The organism is Legionella stuttgartensis, from assembly GCF_977063405.2.
The window spans coordinates 101975-118107 of sequence record NZ_CDRUHA020000104.1; the positions used below are offsets into that span (position 1 = coordinate 101975).

Genomic DNA, 16133 nt, shown 5'->3' on the forward strand with positions numbered 1-16133 from the left:
AGGAGACAGCCATGGCTGATGCACAAGATAACGCTAAGAAAAAAGAAGAAAAATCGCTGCAAAAATTGTTTGCCGGAACGAATATAACTGATGATGAGGAACAGTATGCCCTCACCCAGAAAGGATTACTCGCTTTTATAGATAACGTTGTTGAAAGTAAGCTTACTGAGGAAACAGTGACCCCTGCTTTAGTAGATGACATTATCGCACATCTGGATAAACAGTTATCCGCGCAAATGGACGAGATTCTCCATAACCCTGAATTTCAAAAACTTGAATCCGCGTGGCGCAGCTTGAAATATTTAGTTGATCGCACAGACTTCCGTGAAAACAGCCTGATTGAGTTCATTCATGTATCCAAAGATGAGCTTTTTGATGACTTTATTGATGCACCTGAAATCCCAAAATCAGGTCTATATAAACAAATTTATACCAAGGAATATGGACAATTTGGTGGTAGACCTTATGGTGCCATAATTGGTAACTATTCATTCGGTCCGAGTCATAAAGATGTTACCTTACTCAGAAATATTGCTGCAGTTTGTGCCATGGCACACTCTCCTTTTATTGCCGCAGCAAGCCCTGATTTTTTCAACATCAAATCAATGGCTGAGTTGCCTCATTTAAATGATATTGAAGCAATATTTGAAAGTCCTGTTTATATTGCATGGCGCAGCTTACGTGAATCTGAGGATGCCCGTTATATAGGCTTGGTTTTACCTCGATTTATGTTACGTATGCCCTATGGCAAAGATACTTATGGTGTTCGTTCGTTTAATTACGAGGAAAATGTAAGCTCTGGTGAAGAGGCTTTTTCTTGGGGAAATAGTGCTTTTGCTTTTGCTGGATGCTTGTCTCAGAGTTTTGCTAAATATCGTTGGTGCGTCAATATTATTGGTCCCCAAGGTGGTGGCGCCGTTGAGAATCTACCTTCTTACTTTTTTGAAGCAATGGGTGAAGTCCAAGTAAAAATTCCAACAGAATTACTCATTTCCGAACGACGTGAATACGAGTTGTCTGAACAAGGATTTATTCCACTCACCATGCGAAAAGGTGCGGATAATGCTGCCTTTTTCTCCGCGAACTCAATCCAAAAGGCAAAACATTTTCCAGATACCCCTGAAGGTAAAACTGCACAAACGAATTATAGTTTAGGAACACAGTTTCCTTATATGTTTATTATCTGCAGGCTTGCTCATTACCTAAAAGTAATACAACGTGAAAAAATTGGTCTAGCCAAAGAACGTGATGATATAGAGCGTGAATTAAATACCTGGATTAGTGGCTATGTTGTTGATATGGATAATCCAGTACCCGAGGTCAGAGCAAAAAAACCGTTGAGACTTGCCAAAGTAAATGTTGAAGACGTTCCTGGCGAACCGGGATGGTATAAGTGTGTATTAATTGTTCGTCCTCATTTCAAATTCATGGGTGCGTATATCACACTACAATTAACTGGTAGTCTAGATCTTACACAAGGAGAATAAAAGTGGTCTCAAGAGAAAGTGATGGACATGACACAGCCATGTTACCTATGCTCCCAGACAGTGAAGTAGCAAGAACTCAGTATAAGTTAATGGCAAAAATAACCACTCAAGCCTCAGGAGTTGTCAAAGGAAGCAGTACTGTAAAAGGATATGAAGGTTGGGTAGCGCTCCTGGACTTTAAACAGCGTATTACTCGAGCATTCGATGCGCAAAATCAACTTATTGGCGTTCCCGATTGCAAATATTTTCGTCTTACCGGTTTGTGGGATCAAGCAGGTGTAGTGCCCCATACTCAAAGCATATTTACAGGTGAAAATATAAACACCGCCCTAATCCATTGTCTGCGCTCCAGTGCTTCAGGCGAGGTTGAAGTTGCGGTTGAAATCACCTTGGAAAATGCCAAAGTATTAGAGGTAGATTATGCCTATTCGCATCCAGCAGGCCCATTATTCATCGTAGACATGCGTCCTACTGTGTATAAGGTAATGGATAAAAAGAATAATCAAGAATTCGGTTGGGATTTGACTAAATTGATGCGGGTTGGTTAATGAGAGCAGAGCGTTTAACTGAACGAGTACGTCGTTATGCTCGTCAAGGATCTCTTTTGCCAGCCAAATTGGATTCATCGATGCTCATTGAATCCATACGCGACCATATAGAAAAAATCTTATCAACAAGACAAGGTAGCGCACCTATTGATAGAGAATATGGACTATCTGAGTTACCCACTCTTGTTGAAGATTATTCATTTGCGTATCAAGAAGAGTTGAGGATTCATTTGGAGAAAACCCTTCTTCGTTATGAGCCGCGTCTGGAGTCTGTCCAAGTATCTCAAATTTTAATAGATCCAGGGAAACAAACCATTACCTGTAACATTTTAGCGAATTTGAACCAGTCATTTGATGGCCTCAAAGTTTATTTTACTACTATTTTAACGAGTAAAGGCCGAGTACTTGTTACGTTGTAAATCAAGGTAGAGACATGATTATCGATTACTACCAGAATGAATTAAATAAAATTAGAAAGCTCGCTAGAGAATATGCCGAGCATTATCCTGCAATTGCCCCATTGCTTAGAGAGCAGAGTACCGATCCCGATGTGGAACGTATCTTGGAAGGCGTCGCTTTTCTTACGAGCCAGGTACGCATGGTAATTGATGAAAAATTACCTGGAATGGTGGATGATTTAACCCAATTATTTTTTTCTCAATACTCAAAACCAGTACCAAGTACCTCAGTGATCCAATTTATTCCTAAGGCGAACTTAGGAGAGGCCCTTCTAGTACCGAAGGGAACTGAACTGGCTTCAATTCCGATTAATGGAGTTAAATGTATTTTTCGCACAACAGTACCTGTAACTGTTGAACCCGTTACGATTAGCAGCATTAATTTTAAAGACTCAATAAGTGGAGTTGGGCAAATCGAAATTAATTGCCATCTGTGCGGTATTACATTAAAGAATTGGCAAGCATCTTCCCTACGCTTTTTTATCAATCAAAATTGGCATGATGCCAGTAACACCTTTTATTTACTGCAGCGATATGTTCACCGAATTACTATTGAAGCCCCCGGAGAGGATATACTGGTTTTATCGCCTGAGTATCTACAGCCTTGCGCCTTTGAACAGGAAGAAACCCTATACCCGGCACCTCCTAATGTTCATCATCCTCATCGAGTCTTGTATGAATATCTCCATCAACCAAATAAGTTTTTATTTCTCCGTTTATTCGGTTTAGAACGTTGGCAAAAGAAAACGGATGCATTTGATTTTAAAATTAACTTTGAATTAGAAGAAGTACCGCCATGGGTAGCTAATTTAGATAATTTTCAACTGTCCTTGCATGCGGTACCTATAGTTAATTTATTTTCTCATCATGCAGAACCCATTTACCTTGATCATAGACAACCCGATTACCAGATTATCCCTAATAATGATTTTAATGAAAACTATTCAATCTATGATGTAACATCGGTTATAGGTTATCGCCAACAAGAAAGAAAAAAGATCGAATACGATCATTTATTAAATTTTAATCCCGAACTCAATCTGAATTATAAATATATTTTCCATCACAGGCCTTCTGTCACTGGACCAGGCCGGAATACCTATATCAGTTTTTTCTATGATTTCGAGAAGGAGTTACCAGTTGATGAGACACTATCGATAGAACTCTTATGTAGTAATGGTCCTTTAACCAGGCTTTTGGATAAAGACGATATTATTTTACCTACAGATAGCTCACCTGAGAATTTGACGTACACAAATCTTATCCCGCCATCATCTTTTTTGGTTCCCACCTATGATCACGGTTTAATTTGGAATTTTCAGTCCTTATTAGCACTTAATCTATTACAACTTTTAGATAAAGATCACCTCAAGCATATTTTTAACTTGTACATCTATGAAAAAGGCGAAAACTATCAATTGAATATGAGCCGGATTAGAGGAGTTGAACATATTATTGTTGATAAAGCACGTCGTCTCTATTATGGAGAAATGATTCCAGGATTACATATCACCTTAATCTGTGATCCTGATTGTTTTAGATGCATTGGAGATATGTATTTATTTGGTTGCATCCTGGATGCTTTTTTCGGATCAAATGCGTCGTTCAACACGTTTACTTTATTACATTTGCAAAATGCACGAACTAAAGAGGTATGGAAATGGCAACCGAGGTTGAACAACCCGAGCTTAATATCTTAGACAAGTTACTCACTGAACCTAAAAGCTTTAATTTTTATCAAGCAATTCGCTTAATTAGCCATCTCTTAGCTTATGAAGCGAAAAAAGGGCTTAAAGGAACATTAGAGATTATTCCTTTATTAAGCTTGGCTTTTCCAAAAACGGATATTCATGCGATCCAAAAAAATCAGGAAAATAATCAATTTACACTGACAGCTACTTTTTTTAGTCTTTATGGGACAACTTCCCCCTTACCCACATTTTATACCGAGCAGTTAATCCAAGATAATGATCTGGATTCTGACGAAATGAAGTGCTTGCTTGATATTTTACATAAAAGACTTTACAAACTACTTTTCGAGGCATGGTCAAAAAACCGAATATTTGAACAATTTGCAGAACAACATGATGAGATTTATGAAAAGGCACTTTATGGATTCATTGGATTAGCAATCGAAGAGGTTCGTGAAAAAATACCCAATTACAATTACCTCTTGCGATATGCTAGTCATTGGGCTTCTGATACTAAATCTATTTGGAGTTTACAGAGCTTTTTAAATGATTACTTTAAAGTACCGTTCAAAGTCCATTCATTTTACCGCTCCATGCAAGATATCCCTCAAGAACAATATTGTCTGGTGGGGAAAGAAAACCATTGCTTAAGCAAAACTGCGTATCTGGGTAGTCAGTTTAAAGCAAACAGCAACAGCTTACTCATTTCTATAGGCCCTCTACATGCGGATATTTTTCCTACATTTTTAGCAAATACCGAAAATATAAATCGATTAAAATTACTCCTTCAACTCTATGTGAAAGAACCATTCTCTTATTTTATTGAGGTCATTTTAGATAAAGGTTGCTTCAAACCAATACGATTAACCTGTGAAACCACAAGTATTTTAGGTGTGGTCAGCTGGCTGTCACCCCAGAAAGAAATTGACCTATTCAAAATGCGCTACTGGTTAAAATAATAGACATAAAATCGTAATAAAAGATGCCACTTGATTGATTGAACTATGATTTTTAGCTTTAGGAAACATATACAAGATCTATTGTTTCCTTAAGAGTTCTGATACTATGGAAGTATTCATTTTGTTACTAATTAACGCTCATCTCATGTTAAGGATAATAAAATTAACGTCATGCTACGAATAATACTTTGTATTTTATTTCTAATTCTCGGTGGATGCACTACAGGTGGAAAGGAAAAAGAGCCGCAGTTAGCAAGCAGCTACCAAGATAATGCTATCCTTATTCGGGCAGTAGCCAGTAAGGATTTGAATCAATATGATCATCGAAAACATACTTTAAAGTTTGCTGTAGTTCAGGTCGAGAAAATAGAAGATGTACAAAATCAAATAGTGAATTCGGAAGGCATCAGTCAACTGCTTAATGGGGATACTGAAGCAGATAACACTACACAACCGAACAAGAAAGTCCATATTCAAACCTTTTTTATTGCACCGGGGATGACTCAAACCTTTACGCTTGCGCGTCTGGCTGCGGTCAAGAAAATTGTGGTTGTTGCAGGATACTTCAATCTAACTCCTGCGGGAGCGGTGCGCGTTTATGAAATTCCAGTCTTTAAGAAATGGAATCCATTAACATTTTGGAAAAAAACAAAAGAAATGGGACGAATTGCCATTTATCTTGAATTTGGGTCACAAGGAATTAACTACACTGAAAGTTCCTCGAAAAAGACAATAATCACGAAACAGAAAAATCGTGAGTCCTTAAAAAAATATTGGGATAAATAAATATGATTTGGAATACACCAATTGATTGGGAACATGGACTTTTTTTACAACCGCAACATTTCCAATATACTGAACTCAATCAACATTATATTCACTCTCAATTTTTACGCTACATAACCCCTTACTTTTGGGGATTTACTGATTTGATAGTGAATGAAAAATCATTGAAGAGCGGCATTTTTGACGTGGAAAAAATGGCCTTTTTTTTACCAACTGGTGAGTTTGTCGAAATCGATGTTAATGCCAAATTTTTACCTCGTTCCTTTATCTCGGAATGGCCAGCGAATGCAAACTCACTGAAAGTATACATCGGTGTCAAAGAACTTTCGAAAAATGTAGGCAATGTTACTGTTGTAGAGAGTCTGGACAATTTAAGTAACGTGAGTACTCGCTTTATTAGTTGGAATGCTGGTGATGAACTTCCGGACTACTATCATCAAGGAGCACAAGCTCATCTTAGGTCCTTATTCTATGTGGTCAAATTATTTTGGGAATTCGAGATAGAAAATACCCATAATTACTCGATAATCCAAGTAGCAGAATTGAGAAGAACAACAAAAGACGAAGTTCTTTATGATCCTAATTTTTATCCGTCCTGTGTTAGCCTCTCTGCACACCAAAATCTCAATTCAATAATGAATCATCTTCTGAGTGACTTAGTTAAAACAACCAGTAAATTAGAAAAATTCAAACAACCGCTTGACTCTTACAGTACTCAAGTGGATAAAAGTAACTTCGGCCGTTTATTTTCGCTACGCTCATTATTACGAAATGTTCCGGTTATGGAACATTATCTCAATGCCAAAACAGTTCACCCATGGCAAGTCTACGGTCTTCTCCAGCATATGATTGGGGAATTAAGTTTTTATTCTACTGAAATTAACTTTTTCGAAGGCGGAAGTGGCAACGTATCGGCAATACCTGTATATGACCATAGCAATTTGAGTAAAAGTTTTAATCTGATTATCGCGTTAATGAATAAGCTTTTAATCGCTATTACTGCAGATCCCGATCGTATTCGACGCATGGTTAAAGAGAAAACTCATTATTGGGCAGATCTGGGTAATAACTTCATCCAAAAAAACAGAAATTATTATTTAGTTATGTATGCACAAAATGATCTAGAAGAAATTGCGGACATGATAAAAGATTTTGGAAAGTTATGTGCTTATTCAGAAATAGAAAACTATATCGACTTTGCTTTACCTGGAGCGCCTATTTCCAGACTTATCTCTGCTCCAGAAGGAGTTCCAAAAGGTGCGAATTGTCTTTATTACCATATTGACCATAAATCCTTAATGTGGTCCAAGATTGAAATGGAACGAAAGGTTGCTTTTTATCTTGGGAAAACACCGGTAGACATTGTGATTGATATTGTCGCGGTAGGAGGATAAGGTGAATCTTCAAGCCATTTTTTATGATTTATTTAAATACGTCTGGGATTTAAATACAAATCAGTTCGCGACTGTGAGTTATGATGAATTCAGAGCCAAAGTTACTTCTTTAATCGCTGAGATTAAATTGAAAGAAAATGAGGTGGATAAACATAATCTGAATTCTGCTTTATTCGCAGTTTGTGCCTGGATTGATGAATTGGTACAAAAAACAAGTTGGGAAGGTGTAAGACCGTGGCAAGATAAGTTATTGCAAGCTGAATATTTTAATACTACCAGCGCCGGGGAAGAATTTTTCGTTCGCTTAAGTAAAATCCCAAGCAAACAAGAAGATCTCGTACGCATTTATTACCGTTGTTTAGTTCTAGGATTTGAAGGGGTTTATCATAAACCGTTGGATAAACCAGACTTATTAAAATATAAGCATTTTGCGTTAGAACAGCTAAGTCATGGGTTTGACATGACGAAGTACCCCTCTGAATTTGTTGCATTTCCTTTAGCTTATAAGAATGATAATTTGCAAAAGATCCCCCCCAAATTAGATCAATATCGAAGTGTACTTTGGTGGTTATTACCTATTCCGGTGATTTTAATTATTTATTTCTTTTTTTATTTTGTAATAAATAATACAGTTACTAATTATTTACATTTAATTAAGTAAGCAAGAGAGTCAAATGGGACGATTAGGACATATCATTTTTTGGATCTTGCTTGTGGTTATTTTGGCGGCCTATGCCACCTTTATAACATTTCATCTTGATTATCCAATTTGGGTAGGAATACTCATTTTCTTAGCAATGCTTTTGGCATTCATAATCCTCGATAGCCTCACTTGGGCTATTAGAAAATGGTATAAAAATAGAAAAGCTGCAAAAGCAAAAGAAACTGGCGAAAAAATTGAGACGGAAGGGTTGCGCTTAACCCTAGAAAATGCCCTGAACTATATAGAAACCAATCATATCGCCGGTGGAGCAAAGCGCTTTTGGCAAATGCCTTGGATTATTTTTTTTGGTAAAACAACAATCCTTCTATCTAATGGATTGAAACTACATACCCATTTTATGGTTGGCGATGCTGAAGATGAAGCCCTGCAGCGTAATCAAGTTTATGTACTCGATAATTTTGCCATATGGTGTGTTGATTCAGATCTTCTAGAATCCAACACCTCAAAAAAAGTGGAAAAACAATGGCTGGATTTTCTTAAGTACATCAAGAGTCAAAAGAAAGCCAGTACCCCCGTTGATCAGATTGTAATCGAACTACCCGCCTCCAAACTTTTAAATGGCGATAAATCAGATATTGCCCATCATGCCCGAACATTGAAGGATAGAGTTGATCAAGTCAGTCTTATGACCGGTTATCGCCAGCAAGTACTTTTTTGCATTACCCAATGCAATGACTTGAGCGGTTTTGATGAATACGTTGCACTCATGCCTGACAACTTGTGGAGTCAAGCCATGGGGTATATTGTTGCCAACCCACTAAAAGATTCAACTTCCACTGAACCACTTAAATACATTAGTAATCGTGCTGATGAAGTGATTGATATTGTTTTATTTGATACTCAAAAGCCAATCGATGTAACTGTATTTAACTTCCCCCCAACCTTGAGAAAACTTGAAGAAAACTATTCACGGTTTACCAGTTTATTTTTTGCTTCCTCACCCTATACAGAACCTGCAGTACTACATGGGGTTTATTTGCTGGGTGAATATCAGCACAATGGCAAAGAAGAGAGTGTTTTTTATTATGATTTTATTGATCAAATCCAGCTTTCTCTCATCCGCCCAATGTCGTTATTAACCTCTGAAATTAAAGAACGCAATAAACGGAGATGGGAATATCTAGGAGTATGGTATTTTGCAAGTGCTATAGCTGCGGGTTATCTAATTTATGTCTATAACGCCACATCAAATCGTTTAGTTGAATTAATCAAACCCTTACCCAAAAAAGAATCGTTCTCCGATCAATTGGAACAAAATTTACTGCAGTTTGGTGATTATCATGTTTTGATGGGGCAACTTGATCTCTTTAGAAATCAATTACAAATTAAAATATTACCTTACCGAGGCGGTTTAAATCGGTTATATACGTATTACAGCGAGCAATATGTAAATCATTTTAAACAATACATTTTAGTACTTCTTGATAATCGAATGGAACAAATGCTGACTCATGGAGGTCTTAACGACACCCAAAAAGCCTATTTGGTCCAGAATATGGTGAGTCGGATAAACTTAATCCAAGCCAAAATTATTAGTGGAGTAAGCCCTAACACACTGATGCAAATGCCCGACCCACAAATAAAATACTTAGGGTACACTCGCTTGCCAGAACGTTTTCTTAATACATTTGGTCCTTTATACAAAGATTATGTTATTTGGAATTCAAATTCGGAACAACTACGAGGTGAAGCTGGCAAACTGACCCTCTGGCTTGATCAATCACATCTCTTGGCATCGGATTTGCGTTGGCTTCTTGCCTGGGCAAATACTCAAGACAATGTAACTGAACTTGGATTAAACAGCTTCTGGATTGGATCCAATATTGTCAGGGATTACCTAATTGACCCTGCCTACACCAAAACAGGATATGCAGCCATTCAATCATTACTGCTACAAATTAATCATGCCTTACCTTTATACCTCGATATGAGCCGGTCCAAAACAAGTTTTGACCTATGGTATGCTGAAAATCGTCTTAGTGTATGGAAAAATTTTGCGCTTAATTTCTATAAAGGAACTAAAACCCTAGCCTTCCAATATGAATGGGATCAGACCTTTAATGATATGCTGCAAACCACCAGTCCTTACAATGCCTTCTTGCAAGATTTAGCATCAGAGTTTCAAGGCAATCTACCCTTCGCGAAACCTCGTTGGATTCAACTCGTTTTACAATTTTCTGACCTTATGGTTTATAGCCATACGAGTGAGCAGGGCATAGAGTTTAAACAGCTTTCTGATCTTATTTCAGATTGGATGAAGAAACTTCAGGAAAAGCCTTCTCAATTGAAAATCGATAGCCCCAGTAATGTATATAACAGACCGCCCAGTGTTGCGAATAAGTTGAACTTCAACACCCAAGTAAATGCGGCTAAATCTTATATGAGGTACCGTGATTTACTAAAACAACTCTATAAAGAACCTTATGTACAATCAGTAAAGGCTTATACAAATGCTCGAGAGTTGTATCTAAGTCAAATTGAAGTCGACAGACAATCTTCATTAGTCATGCAGGCATATCAGTCTTTAGTTGATATGAGAAGAGCTCTTGAACATTTTGACCAACTCGATGCCTCCAATCCTTTTTGGACATTAATGCGTGGTCCTTTGGACTATTACATTGACTATACCAATCGTTTTGCATCGTGCTATATCCAACAGAAGTGGCTGGATGAAGTATACCTTCGAACGATTGCTTTAAGTGGCGAGGAATTGAATCAAACTTTATTTGCCAAGGGTGGCCTGGTCTGGATCTTTAATGACAAATATGCGCTTCCTTTCATGAAACAAATTGGAACTCATTTCTTACCCAGATACATTCTAGGCCACGAATTCCCATTTAAAGATCAGTATTACCAATTGTTAACCTTTGGCATGAGAATCAATGAAGATCTGGAAGCGCTAGGCCATTTAAAACAAAAACCTGAAGAACGCTCCCCAGTGAATTTAATGATTTATGCTCAACCTACAAACCTTGATGTGAAAGCTACAGTACTGCCTTATAAAACAGTATTACATGTTGAATGTAAGGAAAAAGAATATTCTTTAGAAAATTATAATTACCCATCACAACAAAAAATTCCTCATTGGCAATTAGAAAGTTGTGGGCCAACAGAGATTACTCTGTTTTTCCCAGGCGCTAAATTAGTAATTCCCTATCAAGGGGACGAAGGATTTTTGCACTTCTTACAAGACTTTGATACTGGCGTTAAAGATTTTTATCCGCATAATTTTCCAGAGCATGCGAAATTTTTACAAGCAAATAAAATTGATAAAATTCGCGTGAGTTATTACATAAAAGGTGGTCATGACATAATGTGGCAAATTGACAAATACTTTGCTGCCAAAAAAGATTACAGAGTAGCACAACAAAATCTCTCTCATGTGTCTAAGCTTCCAAGAACCATCACTGATTGTTGGGCCCAGGGCGAATACGATGTTTAAAATTGATTCGATTAACAAATTGGGAACGCAAGCTATTCCTGGCATCAACAAAGCCGGTGAACAATGTTATGAGTTTGCTCAGTACGCCCAGATTCGTAATGAAGTGCAGAAATTATCCCGGGTAGGGCAATCATCGGAGGTGCACTGGTTAAGTATTATTGATAATTCCATTGAGTTACTCACCTATTATACTAAAGACATGCAAATCGCTTCTTATTTGGCTTATGGTCTATTTCATCAATACCAATTTAGAGGACTTGCTGCTGGATTAAATTTTCTTTTAAATTTTATTGTAAATTTCTGGGAAGAAGCTTATCCCCAGGGCCGGTTAAAAGCCAAAATTGAATCGCTAAACTGGTATGCAACCCAATCACTGAATCATTTAAGGCACCTCAAATTTGGTACCGACGATGAAGAGTTCCTGCAACCTAGTATTAGTGCTTTAAAAAATCTCGAACGGGAATTACTTACCCGCGGTGTCAATATCGAACTCTTTTCAAATTTCCAAAAGAAAATAGAGTCAACCAAAGTAATCACCATACCAACAACTGTACATGAACAAATGCTTACAGAGGTGCAGAACTCCAATCTACAAAATCAATCAAGTGCTAATTTAGAATCCGCGTTTATTCTATATACACAATTTGCCCGCGAGCTCATGGAAAAGGATCGCGCAAATCCCTATGCTTATTATTTAAATCGTGTTGCTGCCTGGAGTAGAATCACCGGACTCCCTGTTAACGACCATGGAGTGACCCTGGTAGAACCTCCTGAATATTTCAATCAAGAGCGCCTCAAAAAAGTTCAAGACACGAGCAATTGGGCTGAAATAGTCGCCACCGCAGAAGAAATAATCCCTCAAGAACCTTATTGGCTCGATTTAAATTTAATTAGTCTTAACGCACTGCAAAAACTGGATGGAACATTTAATCCTGCCTATGAAACAGTCAAACGCGAATTGGCCCATTTTATAAATAGAATTCCTGGTATAGAGAAATTAAGATTTAACAACAAGACTCCTTTTTTGAGTGAGCATTATGTTACGCAACTTAACTTGTTTATCGCAAAGAAAGGTTCACAAACTTCAGAGAGTGAGAAAACTTTATCTACAATCGAGCACCAACAATTGCAAGAAATAAAAGAAGTCATCGCTCAATTCAACAGCAAAAAACCGAATATTTCGCGCCAACAACTTGAGTTGCTGCACAAAGACTCCATCAGCAATAAGGTAAAATTATTATCCTATATGACGATTTGCGAATCCTTGCTTGATACCAATGAACAATCCCTTCTAAAAGCCTATTTGTCGTTTATTATTGAATTAATCAATCAACATCATTTAATAGCTTGGGAGCCTGGCTTAGCATTAGAGGCACTTAGTTTGACTTATCGCTGCATGAAGTTTTTAAAGGACTCCTTTTCAACTCAGGAAATGGACCATATATTTTCCTTGATCACAAAACTGGACCTGAATGCAGCAAAAGAGCTGGCTCAACGCTGAGAACCAACCTCTTTAAAATTCGTTATCAAACAATTACAATTCGCACAATTTTTCACTTATTTCATTACTTTTTAAAAGATATTGGTAATGACGGAGGACAGGTAACTTAACAATCTTAATCAAAATTCAGCTTGGCTGTTGAGAAAGATTATAAGTTAACTATCCTCTTGGTACTCGATGAATACCCCTTCACGTTTATTCAGGAACTTCTAAAATCGTTCACTCTTACTTTCTCATTTGATTGGCCAACTGATTTAACCCTTGCGTGTTTAAGAGTTCGAAAAGAAAAACATGGCTTGCTCAATGTCTCCCATGTCCAAATGTTGAAAAGGAATTAAATAATGAAAAATTTTAGAGAGCAACTTGTAAAGATCTATCCTCATTTACCCATTAAAAGTATTAAGGATTTGATATCCCGAATAGAACGATTTATTCCCCAGCTCACTGAATTAAAAATTTTTTTAGATTCTTATGGCAATCTAAGCGAAGAACTACTCCATAGTACCACCCCTTTTTCCTATAACATGATTCATACTCTCTTGTCATTAAAGAAACGGATTGAAAATCTACAAAGATTTGATAGGTGGGGGGAAGATCCTATCTATGTAATTGCCTTTCAAAATAAACTTGATGATACCCACGTTCGCAACCGTTGGACTGCTTTTTCCTTAACATGCGAAGCGCTTCGAATCTGTATCATCAACGCCTTTGCTAAAAGACTCTCCAATACTGACAGCGGACATCACATTGAAGACTTGCCCAACCATAAGATTGATGATGAACTGTGTCAATTGCTAAACCATCTGATTGATGATTTAAAATTAAAAACTCACGAATTATTTCCGCTTGTCCAAAACTCTGGATTGAGTGACCAGCAGCCGGCAATGTCTTCTGTCATGCCACCAAAGGAAGAGCACCTATTTTTTTCGCTGCCAGAAGAGCTAAAAGTAGGTATTTTGACTCATTTGGATGTAAGGGATTTAATCTCCGCCCAGCTTGCATCAAAAGATTTATCAACTACTGCAAGTACCGCTTTTGCAGTGCGCTTTAAAAAAAATCCTATGCAAGTTCTCGACCATTTGAATAAAATTCCTCCAAAGGAGGCCTATGAGTTTGTTGAAGGATATCAACGGACAAGTGAATATAAAGCTCTAAAAAGTCTGGTTGAACATAGAATGCCAATGTCTGATTATGAGGTGGCCTGTTACATGTTGACTCGACATCATCAGCTACTTCCCAATGTCGAACAATTAAAAAGGATTTGCACTGCTTCGCATATTGATGAACAGACAAAAGACCATCTACTTATACTTATCCAAAATGCCCTGGAAATTGATATAGCAAGTGAATCTAATCAGTCATCGCACAGGATATCCGAGAAAATAAATGCATTATTCGATTTATTTCTAAAAACTTTTTCTAACCGCTACCTCAATCTTCTACCCTCTGTCTATTTTCCAAGTATCCACTTGGTTGATGTAGATTTATCACATGCACCGCTTTCTCATACTCATATCTTCATGAGGGACATGTCCAAAATAAACTTGGCTAACGCAGACTTGAGGTATATAAGTTTTACACGTAGTTCATTGAATTTTGCTAATATGCAGCACGCAAATTTGAAATGGGCTAACCTGAGCGGTAGCTCATTGAAGTTCGCTAATCTGCAACACGCAAATTTGAGAGGAGCTAATTTGAGTGGTGCTGTACTTGAGGGTACTCTTCTTGATGGGGCTGATTTTACCGGCGTAAACCTAGCAAATGCTCAGCTTATTAATCTGGATATGCGCAACATCGATTTGAGCCAAGTTAATGTTGAATGGAGTTATTTGAACAAGGTGCGCGTGGTACCTGATGTAGCTCTTGCACATGTTGAAGCATTGGAAGATTTTTTTAATTCCTTTGAACAAAGTCTTACGGAACATCCTCATGAGAGTCAAATAAAATGGCGGTTCCAGATGTTAAAGGATTTGAAACGATTGATAAGTTCATCTTCAGAAAGTCATGAAACCAATCTACAATTTTTAAAAAAAATTCTCGCGCAGTATCCTCCGCAATCATTATCAAACACTATTTTTACCAAGAAACATCCATTTAAATATTTATTCGAACACTTTCAATTAATTCAAGCTGAACATCCAATGAATAATGAAAAACCCCCTCTGCAGGAGGAAGTAATTTCCATACTAGATGAGTTGCAACATCGAATTGATGGTTCTCCCTTCCCCGACTGTCCAGTCAGGACTGGGGACTTAGATAAAAAATTCGGCGATTGTTTCACAAAGGTGCCAGGGTTAACGAATGTGAATCAGATTTGTCAGCTCACAGGCAAGCATTTTTTTCTTCAGCAACTGTTTTATTTAAACTCCAAATACTCAAAGCTTAAACCCTATTTAGTGAATTACCCACAACATGAAAAAAGTGTTAGAGAGGATTACTCGCGGTATGCCAGTCAAATATTTGATGGCGAGTTGTTTAACCTTGAGCAATTACAAAAAATCCAGCCCGAAGAATTAGACACTTATCTTTATGGCGATGAAGATTTTATTATCAAGAAAAGCGGGCGCAACTTAAACAAAGTAAAATTGGGGGGCTTATTGATTAGCTATACTCCGGGAGGTAAAGGTTATTGCCCCGTTAAGGTTGAAGTTATTGATTTTCAGAACAAACGTTTAAAGTTTGGGTTTGATATCGAATCTTACTTTTCAATAAAGTCTGAAATCTACCTGCCTTTAAATCTCCTCAATCTTGACTCGACTCGTGGTGGATATTATCTATATCCAGAGGAGGTAGCAGCTACGCGAGCAGCTCTTGAGTTGAGAGCAAGCATCACGCATTACATTTTTGCAACCCAAAAAGGGCCTGTACCTAAATTGGCTCCAATCACAAGAATAGCGTCCCTCGCTGAAAAAGAAAGTGGGGGGACCGAAACTCCGCAGGATGAGGCTGAAAATCTGTTACTTGGAAAGAACCGTTATGGCTTATACCACCAAAAACCTAAAAAGCCGCGTTTAATGGTTTCTGAAACAATGCTTTGCGTACTAACGTGAGCAATTGGAGGAACATTTATATGGCCAGCGCAGCGTTGTCCATAAATATGGCAACTTGTCTTTGTTATTATTTAGAGTACTATCTTCGCTTTA

Annotated in this window: 11 protein-coding genes; all 11 read left to right on the forward strand. The window is 37.5% G+C overall.

What is annotated here, in order from left to right; all coding sequences use genetic code 11:
* Positions 1-11 precede the first annotated feature (11 nt).
* Positions 12-1487 carry a type VI secretion system contractile sheath large subunit gene (gene tssC / locus ACWTEW_RS32790; RefSeq protein ID WP_454782166.1) on the forward strand — a complete coding sequence of 492 codons (1476 nt, stop codon included), beginning with the start codon at positions 12-14 and terminating at the stop codon, positions 1485-1487.
* 2 nt (positions 1488-1489) lie between these two features.
* Entirely contained in the window at positions 1490-2035 is a 546-nt protein-coding gene (locus tag ACWTEW_RS32795; protein WP_454782167.1) for a type VI secretion system tube protein Hcp, read from the forward strand.
* Positions 2035-2454: a type VI secretion system baseplate subunit TssE gene (gene tssE, locus ACWTEW_RS32800; protein ID WP_454782168.1), complete on the forward strand. Its 420-nt coding sequence runs from the start codon at positions 2035-2037 to the stop codon at positions 2452-2454. The genes ACWTEW_RS32795 and tssE overlap by 1 nt, the downstream gene beginning before the upstream one ends.
* Before the next feature lie 14 nt (positions 2455-2468).
* Entirely contained in the window at positions 2469-4193 is a 1725-nt protein-coding gene (gene tssF / locus ACWTEW_RS32805) for a type VI secretion system baseplate subunit TssF (RefSeq protein WP_454782169.1), read from the forward strand.
* Positions 4154-5143, forward strand: coding sequence for a type VI secretion system baseplate subunit TssG (gene tssG / locus ACWTEW_RS32810; RefSeq protein WP_454782170.1), 990 nt, complete (start codon positions 4154-4156; stop codon positions 5141-5143). Before tssF ends, tssG begins: the two co-directional genes overlap by 40 nt.
* 171 nt (positions 5144-5314) lie before the next feature.
* Positions 5315-5929, forward strand: coding sequence for a hypothetical protein (locus tag ACWTEW_RS32815; protein ID WP_454782171.1), 615 nt, complete (start codon positions 5315-5317; stop codon positions 5927-5929).
* Positions 5930-5931: 2 nt separating this feature from the next.
* Positions 5932-7323: a type VI secretion system baseplate subunit TssK gene (gene tssK / locus ACWTEW_RS32820; protein WP_454782172.1), complete on the forward strand. Its 1392-nt coding sequence runs from the start codon at positions 5932-5934 to the stop codon at positions 7321-7323.
* Between the two features lies 1 nt (position 7324).
* Positions 7325-7984, forward strand: a complete 660-nt coding sequence (locus tag ACWTEW_RS32825) for a DotU family type IV/VI secretion system protein (protein ID WP_454782173.1) — start codon at positions 7325-7327, stop codon at positions 7982-7984.
* A 13-nt stretch (positions 7985-7997) separates the two neighbouring features.
* The gene (locus ACWTEW_RS32830) at positions 7998-11489 is read left to right on the forward strand and encodes a type VI secretion protein IcmF/TssM N-terminal domain-containing protein (RefSeq protein WP_454782174.1); all 3492 of its coding nucleotides are present in this window, start codon (positions 7998-8000) and stop codon (positions 11487-11489) included.
* A complete protein-coding gene (locus ACWTEW_RS32835) occupies positions 11482-12990 on the forward strand; it encodes a TssA family type VI secretion system protein (protein WP_454782175.1) in 1509 nt (502 codons plus the stop codon). Before ACWTEW_RS32830 ends, ACWTEW_RS32835 begins: the two co-directional genes overlap by 8 nt.
* Before the next feature lie 341 nt (positions 12991-13331).
* Positions 13332-16040, forward strand: a complete 2709-nt coding sequence (locus ACWTEW_RS32840) for a pentapeptide repeat-containing protein (RefSeq protein ID WP_454782176.1) — start codon at positions 13332-13334, stop codon at positions 16038-16040.
* Positions 16041-16133 lie beyond the last annotated feature (93 nt).

What these genes read in the sequence shown, in the direction of transcription:
- ACWTEW_RS32835 (WP_454782175.1), top strand. Translation starts at nt 11,482, where the DNA reads ATGTTTAAAATTGATTCGATTAACAAATTGGGAACGCAAGCTATTCCT.
- tssE (WP_454782168.1), top strand. Translation starts at nt 2,035, where the DNA reads ATGAGAGCAGAGCGTTTAACTGAACGAGTACGTCGTTATGCTCGTCAA.
- ACWTEW_RS32815 (WP_454782171.1), top strand. Translation starts at nt 5,315, where the DNA reads ATGCTACGAATAATACTTTGTATTTTATTTCTAATTCTCGGTGGATGC.
- tssC (WP_454782166.1), top strand. Translation starts at nt 12, where the DNA reads ATGGCTGATGCACAAGATAACGCTAAGAAAAAAGAAGAAAAATCGCTG.
- tssF (WP_454782169.1), top strand. Translation starts at nt 2,469, where the DNA reads ATGATTATCGATTACTACCAGAATGAATTAAATAAAATTAGAAAGCTC.
- tssK (WP_454782172.1), top strand. Translation starts at nt 5,932, where the DNA reads ATGATTTGGAATACACCAATTGATTGGGAACATGGACTTTTTTTACAA.
- ACWTEW_RS32830 (WP_454782174.1), top strand. Translation starts at nt 7,998, where the DNA reads ATGGGACGATTAGGACATATCATTTTTTGGATCTTGCTTGTGGTTATT.
- ACWTEW_RS32840 (WP_454782176.1), top strand. Translation starts at nt 13,332, where the DNA reads ATGAAAAATTTTAGAGAGCAACTTGTAAAGATCTATCCTCATTTACCC.
- tssG (WP_454782170.1), top strand. Translation starts at nt 4,154, where the DNA reads ATGGCAACCGAGGTTGAACAACCCGAGCTTAATATCTTAGACAAGTTA.